This window comes from Flavobacterium defluvii, assembly GCF_900129555.1.
In the GTDB taxonomy this organism is placed as follows: Bacteria; Bacteroidota; Bacteroidia; order Flavobacteriales; family Flavobacteriaceae; genus Flavobacterium; species Flavobacterium defluvii.
Genome location: NZ_FQWC01000009.1, coordinates 195,306 through 216,156, shown reverse-complemented (window position 1 = coordinate 216,156; position 20,851 = coordinate 195,306). Strand labels below are relative to the sequence as shown.

The following is a 20,851-nucleotide window of genomic DNA, read 5'->3' as shown; positions in this document are numbered from 1 at the left end:
CAAAATTTAAAATCAATAATATAATTTTCAATTGATTATTTCCCTTCCACCACTTCCAATCTTTTGGTTAATGTTTCAATAATTTTTGTTAGTTTTTCAGTATTTTTCTGTTGATCAATTGTATATAAGGTTAATTCTTCAATTTTCTGCAAAAGTTTTATATTCATTTCAGATAAATTAATTCCTTCCTTTTTCATTTCATCAGCAGAAGCAATCTCAGGTAAATGTTTATTTTCTTTAATATATTTATCAAGAGCACTCAGAGATAGTAAATCATAATTGTTCTCAAAAACAAAATCAGCTCCAGCATCAACCGTTACTTTAACTTCTCTAGAATTTATATTACCAGCAACAGTAAGTTTAGAAGTTGGGTTCATTGTCCCCAAACCTAAATTTCCGGAAGTATTAATGTAGATATCTGGAGTTGTACCTGATAATTGTGCACTAATTAATAATGGCTTAGGGGTAGTTGGAACAACATCTGTTGATTTTATCCTATTGTATCCAGTACTTGAGCCATCAAAAAAGAAGCCTCCAGATGCATCCACAACATGTAATGCACCTACAGGATTAGATGTTCCAATACCTATTTTCCCATCTGACTTAGCTCTTAAAACTTCATTCATTACCCCGTTAGATTTTCTAACTGTAAGTGCAAATTCGCTATTAGAATTTGCTGCAACTGGTTGTATAACAGCCAAATTTACGTAAGCATTATTACTTCCGTTATTTCCTGTAACCGCTAATGCCAATGCAGAATATTGATCTGCCCCTCCTGATCCGTGAATATTTGAAACCCTTAAAAAGTCATTTGTTGGTGAACTTAAACTGGATGTATAAGTTGTTGTTTTAACCCCAAGAATATCTAGCTTCGCAACTGGTGCCGTATTCCCAATACCTACATTATTATTTGCAGATGTTCCTTGAATTGTACCATTTGGAGTATAGACCTGAGCATTTACAGAGATTACAGAGAGAGTAAACAATAAGAATAGTGATTTAATTTTCATAAATAATTTTTAATTTAATTTTGTTGGTTTTATTTAAATATTTTTGGAATTTTTCAAATCTAATAGGATTTATCTTTTATTCATCTTGATGAAATCATGTAAATGTATTTTTTTCTTTTTTTTACAATAGTCAAGTAGTTCTGAAAGTTTTTTTTAGATTTTATGTGCGAAACTAAGTATTTAATTTGTAATATAATTACTATTTTAAATATTTAGGTTAGATACCAAAAAGAACGATAAAAGGGCTATTAAATTTGTCTCGCTTGAAATTTTTTTTCATGGTAATAAGAATTTACAAGTCAGGTTTCAAACGACGAATTGCTGGGAAATATATTTGCTAATTTCTGCATCGGGAAATAGATAAAAACAAAATAGTACAAACGAGTTAAGATATTTTATTAAAATATTTTAACTCGTTTGTTTTTTGGCTGATAATGAAAATTTTATTCTTCTCATTTTTTTCTAAGATTTTTTTTATAATCTTAATTTTTTAAGATAAAAAAAACGATAAAGCACATTTTCAAGACTTTTGTACACCTTAAATCGTATTTTTTTACTCCTGGCAGAACTCATTAATAATCATTTTTGTACGGTTAATCACGGTATCAATTTTAACCAAATTGAGGTGATTTTTTAAACTAACTAATTATTAACCACAAAAATGAAAACCAAAAATGACAAATTTTATTAGGATTAAAAAAAGTCCTGATTGCAAATCTGTATTTAATTTGAAAAAGAAAATACTGCTTGCCTGCGTATTATTCTCTTTATCTCAAATTCACAGTTACGCAATAGGTACAAAGAGTACAACACACCCTAAAAATGTACTGGAACAAAAAAACATCAAAGGCCAGGTAAATGATGAAAACGGTATGCCGCTGCCCGGGGTAACCATTTTAGAAAAAGGAACCAAAAATGCCGCCTTAACAGATTTTGATGGAAAATTTTCTTTACAGGTAGAGAATGATAATGCCATTCTTGTAATATCTTTTTTAGGCTATACTACTAAAGAAATAAAATTAAAAGGCGAAACTTCAATCAATGTACAACTACAAAAAGCAACAACATCATTAGACGAGGTTGTCGTGGTTGGATATGGTAAAATGAAGAAAAAGGATTTAACGGGAGCAGTCGTTCAGGTTTCTCCTGATAAATTAGCAAACCAAAATCCGCAGACGGTTCAGGACATCTTAAGAGGTACTCCCGGCGTAAGAGTTGGTTATGACCCTTCTGCAAAAGGAGGGGGAAATATACAGATTCGCGGGCAGACTTCTGTGTATACCGGAGGAAGCCATAATTCACCGCTTATTATTTTAGATGGAATGCAGTTTTATGGTGAGCTTTCAGAAATCAATCCTGATGATATTGCACAGCTTGATATCTTAAAAGATGCTTCGGCAGCTTCTGTATACGGATCGAGAGCAGCAGCAGGGGTTATTCTTATCTCTACCAAAAAAGGAAAAACCGGTAAGCCAATGGTTAGTTTTACAACTAACACAACAATTAGCAATAAGAGCGCTTATCGTCGTGTATATTCTCCGGAAGGTTACTTAAAATATCGTGAAGACTGGGAAACTGCTCAAACGTATGGTGTCAATACAGCAACGGGCCAATACGAAGCTTTTATAGCAGGAACGGTTGCAAATGGTAAACCCGGATATTTTTCGAATCCAAATGATTTAGAAAAATGGGGTATTACCGAAGCCCAGTGGTTAGCTTATCAGCCAGCTGCCCAAACGGCTGGAAAAAGCTCCAAAGAAGTATGGGGAGCACGCTTAGGACTTAATTTTGATCCTTCATTAATGGCCAATTTCCTTGCAGATAAAACACATGACTGGAGTGACAGCTCTTTTAGAACAGGAATTAACCGTGATAATAATTTGAGTATTTCCGGTGCAGGCGAAAGGGTAAATTACTATATGTCTTTTGGTTATTTAACTTCAGAAGGAGCCATTGTTGGAAATGATTATAAATCTGCTCGTTCTAACATGAAAATTGATGCTAAAATTACTGACTGGCTTGATCTTGGGGCAAACGTTAATTTTCAGGACCGATCAGATGGAGATATTACGCCTTCTTTAGGTACAAATGCCGGAGATAATAATATGATGAGAACCAGTCCATTTGGAACTTTTAGAGATGAAAATGGTAATTATGAGAGACAGCCAATGGGGAAAAACGTTTCCGGTCAGAATTATAACTATTACTACGAACGCCAATTTATTGATAAAGAGACCGGATATACGACATTAAATACAATTTTCAATGCAAAAGTAACTTTACCGTTAGGCATCACTTATGCATTTAACATTGCGCCTCGTTATCAGTTTTTTCATGATCGTTATTTCAGATCAACACAAAATCCAAACTGGCCTGCCGCTACTACAGGTGTAAACAGAAATAATGCTATTCGATTTGATTATAACCTCAACAACACATTAACATGGGATTATACAATTGCACAAAAACATCACATCATTGCAACTTTTGTTCAGGAAGCTGAAGAACGTCGTTTTTGGTCAGACGGTATGGATGCCTATAATATTCAGCCTTCAGATGCTTTAGGATTTCACCTTGTGAATACAGCAACAATGGCAAACAGCGCGCTTAGATCAAACGATACGCATGAAACGGCTGATGCATTAATGGCCAGACTTTTCTATTCGTTTGATAATCGTTATATGCTTACTGCAACAGTTCGTCGCGATGGATATTCGGCATTTGGAGCTTCAAATCCTTACGCAGTTTTCCCTTCTTTTGGGGTTGCATGGAATTTTAAAAATGAAAATTGGTTCAACTGGGATGCGATGAGTACTGGTAAATTACGTTTGTCATGGGGTAAAAACGGAAACAGAACTCTTGCTGATCCGTACATTTCTTTGGCCAATCTGGTTAATACAGGAACAATGGGATATTTGGATGCTTCAGGAAAAGCTCTTGAAATAAAGTATTTATCTCTTGATCGTATGGCAAATCCAAATCTGGAATGGGAAAAAACTACATCAACAAATATTGGTCTTGACTTAGGCTTTTTAAATGATCGTATTACTGCAACTTTAGACGCTTACAGAGCATCAACTCATGATATGATTATGAGTCAGTCTCTTCCGGGTTTTACTGGATTTTCATCAATTGCGACTAATCTTGGAGAAGTTCAAAATCAAGGTATCGAATTGAGTCTTAATACTCTTAACATGAAAAAGCCAAATTTTGAATGGCGAACAACATTTGGAATATCTTATAATGAAAATAAAATCATTTCATTGTATGGCAACATGGTAGATATTAAAGATGAAAATGGAAATGTTATTGGCCAGAAAGAAGGAAATGATTCTGCAAATGGATGGTTTATAGGCAGGCCAATCACTCAAATCTGGGATTATAGAGTAACGGGAATCTGGCAGAAAGATGAATGGAAAGAAGCTCAAAAATACGGACAGCGTCCCGGAGATCCAAAAGTAGCCAACAGTTATACCGCAGATGATGTGGATGCAGTAGATGCCAATGGAAATCCTTATAAAAAAGCGGTTTATAATGAAAAAGATAAGCAGTTTTTAGGAAATTACAATTCTCCAGTACAATGGTCTCTGCGCAATGATTTTAAGATTTATAAAAATTGGGATTTGGGTATCAGTATGTATTCTAACATGGGAGGTAAATCGCTTAATTCAAATTATATGAATACTTTCAACGATGCGAGTTTATATAAATTTAACTTCAATCCTTATGTAAATCCATATTGGACACTTGATAATCCAACCAATGAATGGGCACGTCTTGATGCAAAAGGACCTGCAGGAACGCCGGTTGCACCTGGAAGATTGTATGATCGTAGTTTTATTCGTTTAGACAACATTTCATTGGCCTATACCCTTCCTAAAGATCTTTTAGACAGAGTGCGTATTAAAACCATAAAGATTTATGCTTCAGTTCAAAACGCAGCAACATGGTCTGCTTCTAAAGAATGGAAATATTTTGGAGATCCGGAAACAGGAGGATTGGCTACAAGACAGTTTAATTTAGGTTTTAATGTCCAACTTTAAAATTAATCAACAATGAAAAAATATATACAAAATAAGATTTTAAAACTTGTCCCTTTTGCAGTATTGGCAATATTGGCCAGTTCTTGTTCAAAAGATTTTCTCGACTCAGATCCGCTTTCGTTTTATGAACCGGAAACTACATTCTCTACAGAAGCCGGTTTGCAGGCAACTTTAGCACTATGCGATAAACAACTTCGTAATAATTATATTCACTATGGTTTTTCTGGGGTAAGCGTGCCTATTGGTACAGAATATCTTTTCTCTGACATGGCACAATATGGAAAAACAGATACAGGCAGCAACATTGCCGATTATGCTAATACTATTGTTCCTACCGGAGATTTTAGAAGAGATCCAAGTGGAGAATCTCTTTACCTTGGCTTTATGTGGACAGAAGCATATACAGGTATTAAAAACGCCAATACGGTATTAACGTATATTGGTAACGTAAAAAGTTTATCCGAAGAAGTTAAAAATAAATATATTGGACAGGCTTATTTCCACAGAGCATATCGCTATCTTAATCTGGTATATCAGTTTGGGGATATTCCATTGATCACAAAAATTTTATCAGTACCTAAACAAAGTTATTATTCTACTAAGAAGGAAGCCATCATAGAAATGATTACGGCAGATATGGAAAAAGCTGTAGAATGGGTTCCGGAACAGTCAAAAATAGGTTATGTAGGTATGGTTAGTAAAGGTGCATGCCGTCAGTTACTAATCAAATGTTATTTAGCATCAGGAAGATTTGCTGAAGCAGAAACACAAGCCAATATTTTAATTAATCAATCAGGTTATTCTTTGGTACAAAATACTTTAGGAATTTTTGATTCGGGAGGAAATCCAACTGCATGGCCTATTACAAGAAATGTAATCTGGGATTTACACAGACCTGAAAATAAAGTGATTTCTGCAAATACAGAAGCCATATTAGTTGCACCAAACGGAGGAGCGCAGTCATTTTTAGCATTTGCATCAATGAGAATTTTTGGGCCTAACTGGAATGATGCCAACTTAATTACTCCAGACGGCAAAACAGCTGCGCCTCGTTTTCCTCTGACTGATAAAACAAATTATAATGCAAAATATGATTATCAAAGAGCTATTGGACGTGGTATTGGTACAATAAGCGGTTCATATTATTCACAACATCCTATGTGGGTTGTAAATGGTGTTGAAGATAAAGTAGATCTTAGACATAACAGTACAGTTGGTAACTGGGTAAATATGGAAGATCTTAAATATGCTCCCGGAGCTGGTGGAAGTGCTGCCTGGGCTGGCCAAAATTTTAGAATGCGAGAAGCTGGCAAATTGTTAGCACAGGATTCTATACGTGACTGGTTCGATTTTCCACACTATAAAATCTATTATCATGATGTTGTAGCCGAAGCAAATCCGGCGGCAAATGATTTTCAGGGTGCTACAGCCGGAGCAAGTGCACACATGTACATTTATCGACTAGCCGAAACTTATTTATTACGTGCAGAAGCTCGTTTTTATCAGGGAAATGTTTCCGGAGCAGCTCAGGATGTTAATGTTGTTAGGGCAAGAGCAAAAGCCTCGCAAATGTACAGCACCGTAACTATTGGCGATATTTGTGCAGAAAGAGGAAGAGAACTTTATATGGAAGAATGGCGAAATGTAGAATTAAAACGTATTTCGCATTGTCTGGCCCTCAGTGGAAAACCAGACGAATGGGGACATACTTACAATAAAGATACCTGGGATAAACAATCAGGAAAAGATGCATCAGGCGGCAGTTATTGGTGGCAGCGTATTGTTCATTACACTCTTTATAACAAATATCCGGCAGGTATTGCCTTAAAACCGGGTGTAAAGTTTTATTCGATGGACAAACGCAATAATTACTGGCCAATTCCTTTTAGACTTGCTATAGAACCAAATATAAAGGGTCAATTAAGTCAAAACTTTGGTTATGATGGATACAATCCGGGAGTTAAAGTTTGGGACAAATGGCAGGATGCTGTTGAAGATGAAAACAAAATTTAATTTTTTTCAAATCAAACAATAAAAATCGGGAGATTATAGATTTCCGAAAAATAAAAAGCGAGTTAGATATTTTAACTCGCTTTTTTTGTGTCGTTTACGATCTTGTTTTTTGTTCAATATTTCATTTTGATATTTTTTCATAATATTTTTTACCAATATCATTTTTAAAACCCAATAAATATGCACAAAACACATAGTCTGAATTTTTGTGTACGTAAAACCGTACTTAATTACTCCTCTTGCTAGTCAATATTATTGACCTTTACGACGCAATTGCTATTAACTATCATTAATTATTTATTAACCTTAAAATTTTAAAAATGAAAAAATTCTTAAAATTAACAAGTATGCTGTTTATTACGGCATTAGTGTTTAATTCCTGTGAAAAGGAACAAGATGTAATTGAACCACAAACTGTTAACAAAGAAACGCAGCAAAGTGTTACCAAAGACGTTTCTGCAAACACTGCCGCTGCAGAACCTAATGTTGAAGCGCTTGGAAGTGCCGGAGCCAGAACAATTACATTGCAGACCAATACTCTCTCCTGCCCTGGTGGTTTGTGCACATCTTATGGCGTTTGGTCAACGGGTCTTTATACGGTGTGGTTTCAAATGAAATTTAATTCCGGATTTTATTGGAGCAGAGGCGGTAAATGCGGATATGGTATCTTAATTGGTGACCAAAATACCGGTGGTGATCCGGGATGGGATGGAAACGGCGGTAGTGCCAGATTTATGTGGTACTGCCCAAATGGATCAAATACTGCTAAAGGAAGCGGAGCTTATCTTCAGCCTTATGTATATTATAAAGATCAGCCAGGACAATATGGTAATGATTTTGGAAAAAAATACTATATACAAGAAGGTGTAACATATAACTGTCAAATCTCAGTTAAGTTAAATACCGGCTCAAATACTGATGGATACGTTAAATACTATGTAAATGGTACAGAAATACTGAATCAAAAAATTCGCTGGGTAACTAATGATGCTAAACGAAATGTCAATGCAGTAAGTCTTCACACTTTCCGTGGAGGCAGCCAAAGTTACTGGACAGCTCCTGTAACAAGTTCTATTTACTATCCTAGCGCATCTTGGGATGCTCAATAAATAACTAAATAAAAAGCTCCCTAAAAAGGGAGCTTTTCTGTATTTACATTTAAAAGATTTAACGCCAGCCCAGTTCTGGAGCTATATATTTTAATATCGATGATAATATATGCACATTGTACTCAACACCTAAAGTATTAGGAATTGTCAGGAGCAGAGTGTCAGCTTCCTGAATCGCTTCATCCTGTGCTAATTCTGCAATAAGTTTATCAGGTTCGGCAGCATAACTTTTACCAAAAATTGCTCTTTTATCAGCTTCTATGTAACCAATACTATCTGATCCTTTGCCCTGATTTCCAAAATAAATTTTGTCCTGATCGTTTACCAGTGCAAAAATAGATCGGCTTACAGAAACCCTTGGTTCACGTTCATGTCCCGCTTTTTTCCAGGCTTCTTTATATATCCTAATTTGTTCGGCCTGCTGAATATGAAAAGGTTTACCATTTTCATCATACTTTAAAGTAGAACTCTGCAGGTGCATTCCGTTTTCGGCAGCCCAGACAGCTGTAGCATTCGATGCGGCTCCCCACCAGATGCGTTCCCTTAATCCTTCAGAATAAGGTTCAAGACGCAATAAACCCGGAGGATTTGGAAACATCGGATATGGATTTGGTTCGGCAAAACCAACACCATTAAGTTTATCCAAAAATTCCAAAGCTTTTTTACGCCCCATATCGGCATCTGTCTCACCTTCTAAAGGTTCATAACCAAAAGAACGCCAGCCGTCAATAACCTGTTCCGGCGATCCTCTGCTTATTCCTAATTGTAAACGTCCTTCTGAAATTAAGTCTGCAGCACCGGCGTCTTCAACCATATACAAAGGGTTTTCATATCGCATATCGATAACCCCCGTCCCTATTTCGATTTTTTCTGTTTTTGCGCCAATAGCCGAAAGCAGTGGAAATGGTGATGCCAGCTGTTGGGCAAAATGATGCACTCGAAAATAAGCACCATCCAAACCTATTTCTTCTGCAGCTACGGCTAAATCGATAGATTGAAGAAGTGTATCGCTTGCTGTACGAGCTTTATAAGAAGGATGATTGGCCCAATGTCCAAATGATAAAAATCCTATTTTCTTCATAAATCGCATTATTGTTTTACTATTCCCAAATATACGCATCATTATTGGAATGAACCTTCAATCTTTATTAGAAAACGTTTACCATTTATAAGCATTTAAAAATTTCATAAAATCAGAGTTAATTACGATTAGCATTATTAGCCTGCCTAATCCCTTTTGAATCTGTTAGATTAAAACGATACACAAAACTAAGTCGGTAACGGGCGGCATTTGGAATATTGTTTTGATTAATATAATAATCTGTACCTGTAGTAATACTTTTATTCTGACGTAAATTAAAAGCATTTGAAACATCAAATACCAAAGTAGCTTTGTCTTTTAATAATATTTTGCTTAAACCAAAATCGAGCGATTGTAATGCATCATTTTTAGTCTGCGCATTTTGCTGAGCTCCTCGAAAATTATAACGCCCCTGAAAACTAAATTTATACGGCAGTTTTATCTGTGTGCTTAAACGTCCGGTAAATGTTTTTCCTTCATAATCCAGGTTTTCTTCCTGATAACTTCCTTTCTGTTTAAATTGATAAAAATTCATTTCTAAATTTACCTGAAGCCATTTTAATGGATTGTATAATGTTGAAAGTTCTATACCGCTTCGTATTTCATGCTGAATATTAATAGGTGTTGTAAAAAATATATCATCTTCACGATACGTAAAATCCTGAATATGATCATGCTCCCATTGATAATAAACAGAAGGATTCAGCGTAAAATTTTTCCATGATTTCAGGAAACCCAGTTCAAATACATCCGAATAAGAAGGATTTAGATCTGGATTACCAATGTATTGTGCATTAAGGTCGGTCAGTTCGTTAAAAGGATACAAAGCATATAGTGACGGACGGTTAATGCGCTTACTGTAATTGAACTGTAAAGTAGACTTATCAAACTTATAACTTAAATTAACGGTTGGGAATAATCGACTATATTTTTTGTCGTTACTATACGTGTTTTTAACATCGTTAATTGATATTTTGGTAAATTCTGCACGAAGACCCAACATATAATTAAACTTTGATGTTTTATTACTGTATTGTAAATAAGCACTTTCTATATTTTCGTTATAATTAAGATCATTATCAATGCCTTGGTAAACTGCCCAGTTATTTTCTTGCTGCTGTTCTGCTAAATACTGGCTTGAAACTTTACGAAGTTCGGTTTTTACTCCCATTTCAAATACCGAAACCGTATCTACAGGCTTAATAAAATCACTCTGAATAACCAAATCCTTACTATTTCCTATTGAATTTGTTCGAATACCGGGATAAATCAAAGATGTTGGATTAAGACGCTGAGTAGATAGATTCCAATCTTTATCACTGTTCCACCAGTCGTATTGAATATCGACAGTCCATTTTTTGGATGGCTCATTAAAAGTCTGGGTAAAATTAAATTCTAACTGATTATAATCTCTTTTTTCTAATGATTTTCCTTCTCTTGTTAAAACACTATCCTGTTCATGGTTAGCATTACTGTAATCGTATAATAAACGGGTTTTATCATCATCTGTAGTGGCATTTTTTAAAAAGGCGGCCGTAACTGTGCGATGATCATCAATATAATAATCGGCACCAAAATACATCAGTTTACCATCATCATGGCGATCCTCATTCTGTACAAGATTCATATAATTTGTAGTTCCGTTATTGGCAGTAGATTGGTTTGTTGTATATAAGCCAACATAATCCGAAGATCGTATACCGAAATTTGAAAAAATATTAATTTTATCTGATTTAAAATTAATGCTCGGATTAAGACGGCTGTCATTGGGTGATCCGGCTACTACGCGAACCTGACCGCTAAAACCGCTTTTTTTGTTCTTCTTTAATATAATATTGATGATTCCCGCCGAACCGGAAGCATCATATCTCGATGAAGGATTGGTTATAACTTCAATACGTTCAATTTGGTCGGCCGCAATTTGATCGAGAGAATTACTCTGCGTTAAACCAGATTGGCGTCCATTGATCAATACCAGTACACTGCTGTTACCACGAAGACTTATCCCTCCCGTTGGGCTCACACTTACAGAAGGAACCCCGTTTAAAACATCATGTGCAGAACCATTCTGCGAAAGCACATCTTTACCCACCTCAAAAACTTTTTTATCCAGTTTTAAGCTCACACTGTTTTTTTGTCCTGTAACTTCTACAGCGTTTAATTGTACAGCATCGGTTTGTAAATTAACAGGTGCCAATTCTATTTTTGGTTTTCCTGAAATAATATCTAATTTCTGAGTATAATTTTGATATCCGATATAACTAAAAGAGAGTATCACAGAACCCGCTGAAAGGCCTTCAAAATTAAAAATACCATGCTCGTCGGTTACGCCTGCTGCTATCGCTTTTGAAGAATTATCTTGTATCGATACTGTTACATAAGGAATCGCTTCTTTAGTAACATTATCCTGGACTTTACCGGAAACAGCAATTTGCTGAGCAAAACCAAACATCGGAATTAAAAAAAATAAAATACTGGTTATTAAGGTTTTCATATTTATTGGTTTTATGATACAAGATTAGTTTATAAAATAAAATCTTACCTTTTAAAACATGTCAACGGCTCTAAGAGCTTTCGAAATGCATTTCTCAATTCGATATTTATTTTATCTTTATCTCATGTATCGACCGGCCTTTTTTACCATTTTATTATTACTGTTGTTTACCTCTTGTAAGCACTATAGAGAATACGTTAAATCGGATGTAACGTATTATGTCGATGATGAGAATCCTCCGCACAATTATTTGGGCAAAGCCGAAAATTCTATTTTTAAAGTTGAGATAGAAACCAAAATATTGAACCGCGAAAACAAATTAGAACCATTAGGACTACAGGTTAATGCTTTTGGTTCTTTTGATGTTTATTGGGATGGTGTTTTTGTGGGAAGAAATGGTCAAATGGCAAAACCAGGACGCCCTGAAATACCGGGAACTGAAATGACCTATTATCAAATCCCTGAAAAACTGGCTTATATAGGTAAGCACGTTGTCACAATTACCGGAACACAAACCAAAATTCGGGAAGCAAACCGAAGCATTGATGTAAAACTTGAGAGTTATTTAAGACTTCATCGTGCACCGCTTGTTGTTATGTCATTTATGAATCTCATGGCTGGGGCTTTTCTTATTGCTTCGATATATTACTTTTTTCTATATATAAACAGTACCCGCAAGGAAATAGCGGTTTTACTATTCGGAATAATCTGTCTTCTGTTCTTTTTTCTGCTCATTATAGAATATGTAAAATTTTATGTGGATATTCCCTATACCCATTTTTATACCCGATTAAAGATAATCGGCTGGCTTACTTTTATCGTTTCAATATTGGTTCCGTGGTATTTTATGCTGCAATTTGATTTTAAAAGAAAGCGGTTATTTTTATTTCTTTTAATAGTAACCCTAATCGGCATTTACATTGATTATTATGGTCATTATGATATTTCTGCTGCTTATTTTACACTCGCTGCCCGTGTTTTCTCAACTATTATTGCTTTTGATGCCGCATATAGAAAAACCAAAGGCGGACTTATAGTAACAATTGGTTTACTGGCCGGTTTTGTAGTTAATTATTTTATGTTTTATGATTTCGGGTTGTTTATCGCTTTTACCATTTTAGTCTTCTGTATGCTTTATCTGCATACCATACGAGCCAAAGCGCTGGAAGAAGCTCATAACGCATCCCTTCTCCTTTCTTCAAGATTACAGCTGGAACTTGTTAAGAAAAACATTCAGCCGCATTTTCTTCGTAATACATTAACTTCATTAATTGACTGGATCGAAGAATCACCAAAACAAGGTGTAGTTTTTATCCGCTCGCTGGCTGATGAATTTGATATAATGAATTCTATTTCTGAAGAAGCCCAAATACCTATTCAGAAAGAGATTGAATTATGCAGGAAACATTTAGAAATAATGTCTTTTCGAAAAGAAGTATCATATAAATGGGAACAAAATAACATTGATGAAAATGAACAGGTACCGCCTGCTCTTTTTCACACGATTATAGAAAACGGAATTACGCATAGTTTACCGCCAAAACAAGGTTGTATTACTTTTGTTTTAAGTTTTTCAAGAGAAAAACAATACAAACAATATAAACTGCTCACCATAGCTAAAAACCGAATCAGAAAAAGAGAAAACAACAACGGAACTGGTTTTAAATATATAAAAGCCAGACTTAGTGAAAGCTACGGAAACAATTGGTATTTTGATTCATTTGCTGTAGAAGAAGGATGGTGTACAACAATTAAAATTTTTGATAAAAAATGAAAATTCTAATTATTGAAGACGAAGCCCGAATTGCTAAAAGAATCGAAAGAATGACCCGTGATTTTTTTGATAAAGAAACTCAGGTTTTAGTTAGTGATTCTATCGAAAACGGATTAAATACAATTGACAAACATTCTATCGATTTGTTGCTGCTCGACCTGAACCTGAATGGCGAAGACGGATTTGATGTTCTGCAGACTGTTGTTTCAAAATCTTTTCAAACCATTATTATTTCGGCTTCTACTGATAAGGCGATTTTGGCATTCAATTACGGTGTGTTGGATTTTGTACCAAAGCCTTTTGATGAAAACAGACTGGTACAAGCTTTTATGCGTTTTATAACATCCGAAAAAAAAGGCAGTCAGGAACTTCAGTTTTTGGCCGTAAAAAAAGCAAAATCAATTAAATTAATTCCTGTAAAAGAAATAATATATATAAAAGGTGCTGGAATTTATACTGAACTACACTTATCAGACGGTCGTATAGAACTACATGATAAATCTCTTGAATCGTTAGAAAAACTGCTTCCGTCATCATTCGAGCGAATACATAAATCTTATATTTTATGCTGGAATGAAGCAGAAAAACTTGTTGTAGAAGCCGGCGGAAAATACAATATGCTTCTTAAAAATGGTGAACTATTACCGGTAGGTCGTTCAAAATATAAAGAAATCAAAACCAAATTAATTTAATTTTTTCCGCAGGAATATTTGATTATAAAAAAATGCTCTAAAAATTAAATGTCTAACATAAATATGACAATAATATAATTGTCTCCCAACTATATGTTTTTACGAATTAAAATAACATAAAAAAGGGCTGTCTCAGCTTTTTGAGACAGCTCTTTTTCTATTCTAAATATTCCTAAAATTAGAATTTATACGCTACGCTTCCCATAATTGTGCGAGGAGCCTGAACGTTGATTGTTGTATAACCGTTGAAATACAATTCATCTGTAAGGTTATTTACTTTTAATGAAACTCTGTATTTAGGCTGATCGTAATACAAAGCAGCATTTACAACAGAATATGAAGGAAGTTCAAAAGTTTCTCCCGGACCGGCATTGTAGATGTATGTAGCATCTCCGTAGTTACCTCCAAATCCTAAACCTAAACCTTTTAATTTTGTTGTTTGAAGGTTATAGCTAAACCAGTAGTTAATTAAATTCTCTGGTCCAGCAGTTACAGGTCTTACATCGTTTAACTCAGAATCATTTTTTGAATATCCTACAAGTAAGTTTAATCCAGGAATTGGGTTTGCTGTAACTTCAAGTTCAAAACCTTTACTGAACTGAGTACCATTTTGCACATTTGCATTTGGGAAATTTGGGTCAGCAGTTACGATATCTTTTACTTTAATGTTATAGTAACTAACTGTAGCACTCAATTTGTTTTGGAAAGCATTTGCCTTAATACCAAATTCATACTGGTTCGCTCTTTCCGGATCAAATTGTTTCAATTCAAGATTACCTCCAACATTTGCACTTGCATATCCTACGTTTTTAAAACTATTTTGGTAGTTACCAAATACAGATAACTGATCTTTTAAGATTTGGAAAACAGCACCAAATTTTGGAGAAAATGCATTTTGAGAAAATTTACCAGCCTCTGTATTTGCGGCAGGATCAAATGATCCCTGATTTTCAAAATGATCAAAACGAACTGCAGCCGAAAGAATTAATCTTTCTGTAACATTAAGTGCATCAGCAACATAAGCACTGTAAGTTGATACAGAACTAGTGCTAGTATATGGATTATTACCATTTCCAGTAAGCGCGTTTCTTACATTGGTTGGATTAAAATCATAATAATTTGAAGCTGTTCCTGTGTAATTTACGACATCATAGGCAGCATAACCCGGAAGATTTTTGAATACTAAATTATTAGAACCATAATAGATATCACCACCTACTAAAAAACGGTTTCTCATTGATCCTAAATAGAAATCACCATTAAAGTTTTGTTGGAATTCGATAGCGTTATCTCTACCATTTGCATCCCATGCATTTCTTGATAATTGCTGGTTTGGCAAAAGGTAAAACCAGGTTTGTAAACCCGTTGCTTTATTAGAACTGCTGCTAAATACAGATTGTGAAGTCCATTTTTCAGAAATTTGGTATAAAGCCTGTGCAAAAACATTTAATGTTTTAGTATTCATAATAAATTCGTCTCCTAAAAATGATCTTTTAAAATTGATATCAAGATCTTTAGCATTATCAACTCCTAACTGAGCAATTGAAACACCATAAGGAAGATAAATTAAAGGCATACCAGAGTTGTCCTGATTTCCTATTTCGGCATCGATAGAAATCGTAAGTTTTTCGTTTACTTTATAAGAAAAAGACGGCGCTACAAAAAAGCTTTTTGAAGAACCAAAATCCTGAAAAGTATTTGCATTTCCAAAAGCAGCATTCAATCTGAATAAAGCGGTATTGTCATCATTAACCGGTGTGTTAATATCAGCCGTTAAACGATTAAAACCATAACTTCCGTTTTGGTATGAAACTTCACCGCCAAACGTTTCATACGGTTTTTTAGTAACACGGTTGATCAAACCTCCGTAAGAAGAAACGACGTTTCCAAAAAGTGTAGCCGATGGTCCTTTTATAACTTCGATTCTTTCTAAGTTTACAGCATCAGTATTACTGTTTACTTTTCCGGCAAGACCGTTTCTTACCAAACTCTGTGTTGTGAACCCGCGTAGTGAATACCAGGAAGCTCCGTCACCGGCACGGTTTGTAGCAGCCCATAACTGGTATAAACCAGGAACGTTTTTCAACGCTTCATCCTGATTTGTAACCAACTGGTCTTTAATAAGTTCTTTAGTCACCACGTTATAAACTTGTGAGTTTTCAAGGTTTTTAACAGGCATTCGGGAAACATACTGGCTTTCTGCCTTTGTATATTTGTTTGCATTTCCTTTAACAAATACTTCAGTTAATGCTTCAGATGTAGTAATCAATGTAAAGTTTTCTACAAGTACATTTCCTGCTGTAACATAAATCGTTTTTTCTTTTGGTGAAAAACCAACTACAGAAGCTCTTAATGTGTAATTACCCGGTTTAATGTTTTTAATCTCATAGTTTCCCTGAGCATCAGTAACAGTTCCAATTTTTGTCCCTTTAAGAGTTACTGAAATATTGTCGGCAGCTTCATCATTAGAGAGCGAAACTGTTCCTTTTATTGTACCAGTCTGTGCAAACGAAGCTGCTGCCAGCATAAAAAAGCTCAATAGAGGAAGTAGTAATTTTACTTTCATGTTATTTAGAATTATTTTTGATAACGCAAATGTATGTGTTGTCTTCAAATAAACCAAATTATTTATATTTATTCCAAATAATAATAACATAAATAGTTTTTACTGTTTATTTTTCATTTTTTTTAATATAAAAAAGAAGAATTCGTTTATTTAAACACAAATACTTTTTTTTAGCGCAGCAAAAACTTTTAAAAAATATTTATAATGAGGTTTTCATTATTATTTATATTTTAGACAAATGGTTATTGATTATAAAAAGATTGATTTATTCGGAAAAACTTTAATGCAGAAAGTAGCATTAAATTCCCCATTTGAATTTGATTTTCCAGTTTCAGATTATGCTTGTTTTTTATTTTCGCTTGACGGTGATATAGAATTTCATGTAGACGATCAGCAAATTGTTGTTCCTACTAATTATTCCTTATTTTTAAATTGTTTAAACACAGGAAAAAAAATAAACAATTCAGTTTTAAGCACTAAAAACGAAATTGTAGTAATTAGTTTTCATCCGGAAATTTTAAAAAAAATCTATGAAAAGGAATTTCCGTTTTTGCTCCAGCAGCCCAAAAATAAGATAACCAACCAGTCGAGCGAAAAAATAAATAATGACTTTTTGATTCAAAAGTATATTGAAGGCCTTTTGTTTTATTTTGAAAATCCATCTTTGGTAAATGATGAAATTTTAATTTTAAAATTAAAAGAAATCATTCTTTTGCTCTCACAAACACAAAGTGCCGAAACAATACAAGTTATATTATCTCAGCTTTTTTCGCCAACAGTTTATACTTTCAGGCAGATTATAGAAGCGCATTTATTTCAGCCGGTAAGTATCGAAGAACTGGCACAGAAAAACAATCTAAGTGTTTCTTCTTTTAAAAGGGAATTTACCAAATTGTATAACGATTCTCCTGCCAGTTACATTAAAACCAAAAGACTTGAAAAAGCAGCCGAACTGCTTTTAATTACTGATCAGCGTATTACAGATATTGCTTATGACTGCGGATTTAACGATCTGTCGAATTTCACAAAAAGTTTTCATGACAAATACAACTCTTCGCCTACAAACTACAGATTAAACAAAAAATAATAAAGCGATATTCCAGCTGAACCAAATTGACAAATAATTGACCTGATTGACAAAATCCTTATTGTTTTTGTACCGCAAATTTGCATTGTCATTAATGACCTAAAATTAAAAAAAGTACTTATCAAAAAAACAAAAATTATGGGATTATCAGCTTTAGGAATTTTTCATACACTTATCGGAATAATCGCTATCGTTGCAGCAATCATAGCATTTATTCGTTATGGCAAAATTGATTTAGGCCAGCTTACAGGAAAAATTTATTTCTACACTACTCTTGTCACTTCTTTAACAGCTTTAGGAATATCAAAGCACGGCGGTTTTAATCCGGGTCACGTTTTTTCAATATTAATTATAATTCTGATTTCGGGAGCTTATTATCTTCATTTAAAAAGAAAAGGAAATAGAAAATCACGTTATTTTGAAAACTTTGCACTTTCATTCAGTTTTTTTCTATCCATGCTTCCAACTGTAAATGAAACTTTTACACGCATTCCGGTTGGGCATCCTTTAGCAAAAGATATTACAGATCCTGTGATTGGGAAAACACTGCTTATTATTTTACTGCTCTTTATTTTGGGTTCTGTTTATCAGTTTTTAAAACAAAAGAAAATTAATAAAGCTGTAATTTAAAAATAAAAAAACCCGGTTTAAAGCCGGGATTTTTATTGCTTTTATATATAATTATTTTGGAAGGGAAGCCATAAACTTCAAAATTTCACTGCCAATTTCGTTTACATGAGTTTCCAAAGCAAAATGTCCAGTATCATAAAATTTAATCGTTGCATCCGGAATATCCCTTTTATAAGCCTCTGCTCCCGGTGGCAAAAAGAACGGATCCTTATTTCCCCAAACAGCTAAGAATTTTGGTTTGTATTTTCTAAAATATTCCTGAAATTTTGGATAAAGCGCTACGTTTGTTTTATAATCTTTTAGAAGATCCAATTGTATCTCTGTAGATTCCGGACGATCCAGAAAATGCTGATCCAAAATATACGATTCGGGTGCAATTAAACTCGTATCTGAAACTCCGGTCAGATATTGAAATTTAGTCCCTTCCAGTGTTAAAAATGATTTTAAAGCATTTCTGTTTTCGGGCGTATCATTTTGCCAATATTTCTGAATAGGATTCCAGCCCGAACTTAAACCTTCTACATATGCGTTTCCATTTTGAGAAATAATACCCGTTATTTTCTCCGGATTTGCCAATGCCAGACGAAAACCTGTAGGTGCTCCATAATCAAATACATAAATGGCAAACCTTTTAAGTTTTAGTTCATCAATAAAAGACTGCATTGTTTTCGCCAGATTATCAAAAGTATAAGCAAATTTTGTTCTGTCTGGAGCATCAGAATAACCAAAACCAGGAAGATCTGGAGCAATGACATGATATTTTTCCTTTAATATTGGAATTAAATCACGAAACATGTGCGATGATGTTGGATATCCATGAAGCAATAATAAAACCGGTGCGCCGGCAGGTCCCGCTTCTCGATAAAAAATATTTTGGCCATTGACCTTTATTTCACGATAATGAATTTGTACTGTTGATTGTGCCATAGCAATTGCATTTGATATTAAACAGGTAATCACAATAATAAATGTGGTATTAATTTTTTTCATCTTTCTTTTTTTTGTCAAAAGTATCGATTACATTTGATCTCTAAAAATGATTTGTTTTGATACAAGTTATCACAAAATATGATTTATGAATACAAATGACCTTAATTTATTTGAAGCGGTTGCTTTTCACGGGAGTTTTACAAAAGCTGCAGAATCAATGTTTACAGTTCAGTCAAATGTTACGGCGCGCATAAAAAGTCTGGAAGAAGAATTTGGTGCTCCGTTGTTTTCCAGAACTTCGCGCAAAGTAGAATTAACAGCTGCAGGACAAACATTAATGCAATACAGCAAACAAATTAATCATTTAATAACCGAAGCAAAACGTTCTGTCGGTAAAAGTGACGTTATAAAAGGACAAATTAAAATTGGTTTTCTTGAAACTATGATGACTGCCAAAGGACCTCAAATTGTAGACGAACTGGCACGTAATTTTCCTTTTGTTGATTTAGAATTCAAATCGGCCATGCGTGAAAGTTTAATCAACGATGTGATGAATTTTAGAATTGATGCTGCATTTGTACCAGGACCACTTGATATCCCAGAATTGGGACAAATTGAAATTGGCAATGAAGAAATTATGATCGTAACGTCATCAAACCATAAAAGTTTAGATGATATATTAAAGAAAAATCCATTAAAAGCTATTGTTTTTGACCAGGGATGTGTTTTTAGAGCAAGATTAGATGCATGGCTGGTAACAAAAGGCATTTCTCAATATCATAAAACGGTTATGAATTCTATCGAAGGTGTTATTAATTTTGTAGAATCTGGAATTGGATTTGGAATATTACCTTCGGAAATTATTTCTACTTTTTATACCGGAAGAAATATCAAAACATTTTCACTTCCAAAAGAATTGGGGCTTATGAAAACAATTTTGATTTTTAGAAAAGATGTCCCGCTTTCACCAGCATTAAAGGCTTTCATCAGTCTTTACGATAATAAAAAATAAATTAAATGACAGTACAAGATTTAATTGGCGATTTTTCCATTTCGGGAAGTAATCAGGACGAAAGCAGCCAAATAACATATAAAGGTATTTTGAGTTTATCTTTGGACCAAAATAACAGGATTAATGCCAAATGGATTATCAATAATTCGCAGATACAAAAAGGCCACGGCTTTTTTAAAGACAATATTCTGGTTATCAATTTTAGTTATAAGGGCGATGATCACAAGATTTACAAAGGTGTTGCGGTTTACAGATGTATTACAAAAGATGTTCTCGATGGCTTTTGGTCAGAAAAACATGGAAATCCACTTTATTTAGGAACAGAACATTGTTTAAGAATCGAAAGCTCTGAAAGATTAAATTAGATATTTTCATAAAATTAAATTGATAAAAAGCCTCTAAATAAATCT

General features: G+C 34.1%; 14 protein-coding genes. 9 read left to right on the top strand and 5 right to left on the bottom strand.

The window, feature by feature from the left end; all coding sequences use genetic code 11:
• Nucleotides 1-35: 35 nt before the first annotated feature.
• On the bottom strand, nt 36-1,010 hold the full coding sequence (locus tag BUC29_RS18280) for a hypothetical protein (RefSeq protein WP_073417611.1): 975 nt from the start codon (nt 1,008-1,010) through the stop codon (nt 36-38).
• Nucleotides 1,011-1,738: 728 nt separating this feature from the next.
• Here BUC29_RS18280 and BUC29_RS18275 point away from each other — a divergent pair.
• From BUC29_RS18275 to BUC29_RS18265, 3 genes are all read left to right on the top strand, one after another.
• Entirely contained in the window at nt 1,739-5,053 is a 3,315-nt protein-coding gene (locus tag BUC29_RS18275) for a SusC/RagA family TonB-linked outer membrane protein (RefSeq protein ID WP_244160847.1), read from the top strand.
• Between the two features lie 12 nt (nt 5,054-5,065).
• Nucleotides 5,066-7,066 (top strand): RagB/SusD family nutrient uptake outer membrane protein, encoded by a 2,001-nt coding sequence (locus BUC29_RS18270; protein WP_073417609.1) that lies wholly within the window; start codon nt 5,066-5,068, stop codon nt 7,064-7,066.
• Nucleotides 7,067-7,386: 320 nt separating this feature from the next.
• Nucleotides 7,387-8,175 carry a polysaccharide lyase gene (locus tag BUC29_RS18265; RefSeq protein ID WP_073417608.1) on the top strand — a complete coding sequence of 263 codons (789 nt, stop codon included), beginning with the start codon at nt 7,387-7,389 and terminating at the stop codon, nt 8,173-8,175.
• 58 nt (nt 8,176-8,233) lie between these two features.
• On the opposite strand, the gene BUC29_RS18260 is transcribed toward BUC29_RS18265, so the two are convergent.
• Together BUC29_RS18260 and BUC29_RS18255 are read right to left on the bottom strand one after the other, a co-directional pair.
• The gene (locus BUC29_RS18260; RefSeq protein WP_073417607.1) at nt 8,234-9,256 is read right to left on the bottom strand and encodes an LLM class flavin-dependent oxidoreductase; all 1,023 of its coding nucleotides are present in this window, start codon (nt 9,254-9,256) and stop codon (nt 8,234-8,236) included.
• Between the two features lie 118 nt (nt 9,257-9,374).
• The gene (locus tag BUC29_RS18255) at nt 9,375-11,750 is read right to left on the bottom strand and encodes a TonB-dependent receptor (RefSeq protein WP_073417606.1); all 2,376 of its coding nucleotides are present in this window, start codon (nt 11,748-11,750) and stop codon (nt 9,375-9,377) included.
• A 58-nt stretch (nt 11,751-11,808) separates the two neighbouring features.
• On the opposite strand from BUC29_RS18255, the gene BUC29_RS18250 reads away from it, so the two are divergent.
• Together BUC29_RS18250 and BUC29_RS18245 are read left to right on the top strand one after the other, a co-directional pair.
• Nucleotides 11,809-13,524, top strand: coding sequence for a histidine kinase (locus BUC29_RS18250; protein WP_073417605.1), 1,716 nt, complete (start codon nt 11,809-11,811; stop codon nt 13,522-13,524).
• Nucleotides 13,521-14,216, top strand: a complete 696-nt coding sequence (locus BUC29_RS18245; protein WP_073417604.1) for a LytR/AlgR family response regulator transcription factor — start codon at nt 13,521-13,523, stop codon at nt 14,214-14,216. Before BUC29_RS18250 ends, BUC29_RS18245 begins: the two co-directional genes overlap by 4 nt.
• Nucleotides 14,217-14,394: 178 nt before the next feature.
• Here BUC29_RS18245 and BUC29_RS18240 read toward each other — a convergent pair whose 3' ends face one another.
• Nucleotides 14,395-16,782, bottom strand: coding sequence for a TonB-dependent receptor (locus BUC29_RS18240; RefSeq protein ID WP_073417603.1), 2,388 nt, complete (start codon nt 16,780-16,782; stop codon nt 14,395-14,397).
• Between the two features lie 238 nt (nt 16,783-17,020).
• On the opposite strand from BUC29_RS18240, the gene BUC29_RS18235 reads away from it, so the two are divergent.
• Nucleotides 17,021-17,869 (top strand): helix-turn-helix domain-containing protein, encoded by an 849-nt coding sequence (locus BUC29_RS18235; RefSeq protein ID WP_073417602.1) that lies wholly within the window; start codon nt 17,021-17,023, stop codon nt 17,867-17,869.
• 138 nt (nt 17,870-18,007) lie between these two features.
• Nucleotides 18,008-18,499 (top strand): hypothetical protein, encoded by a 492-nt coding sequence (locus tag BUC29_RS18230; RefSeq protein WP_073417601.1) that lies wholly within the window; start codon nt 18,008-18,010, stop codon nt 18,497-18,499.
• 51 nt (nt 18,500-18,550) lie between these two features.
• Here BUC29_RS18230 and BUC29_RS18225 read toward each other — a convergent pair whose 3' ends face one another.
• A complete protein-coding gene (locus BUC29_RS18225) occupies nt 18,551-19,489 on the bottom strand; it encodes an alpha/beta fold hydrolase (protein ID WP_084538672.1) in 939 nt (312 codons plus the stop codon).
• An 85-nt stretch (nt 19,490-19,574) separates the two neighbouring features.
• On the opposite strand from BUC29_RS18225, the gene BUC29_RS18220 reads away from it, so the two are divergent.
• Nucleotides 19,575-20,441, top strand: a complete 867-nt coding sequence (locus BUC29_RS18220; protein ID WP_073417600.1) for a LysR family transcriptional regulator — start codon at nt 19,575-19,577, stop codon at nt 20,439-20,441.
• A 5-nt stretch (nt 20,442-20,446) separates the two neighbouring features.
• Nucleotides 20,447-20,806: a hypothetical protein gene (locus tag BUC29_RS18215; RefSeq protein WP_073417599.1), complete on the top strand. Its 360-nt coding sequence runs from the start codon at nt 20,447-20,449 to the stop codon at nt 20,804-20,806.
• Nucleotides 20,807-20,851 lie beyond the last annotated feature (45 nt).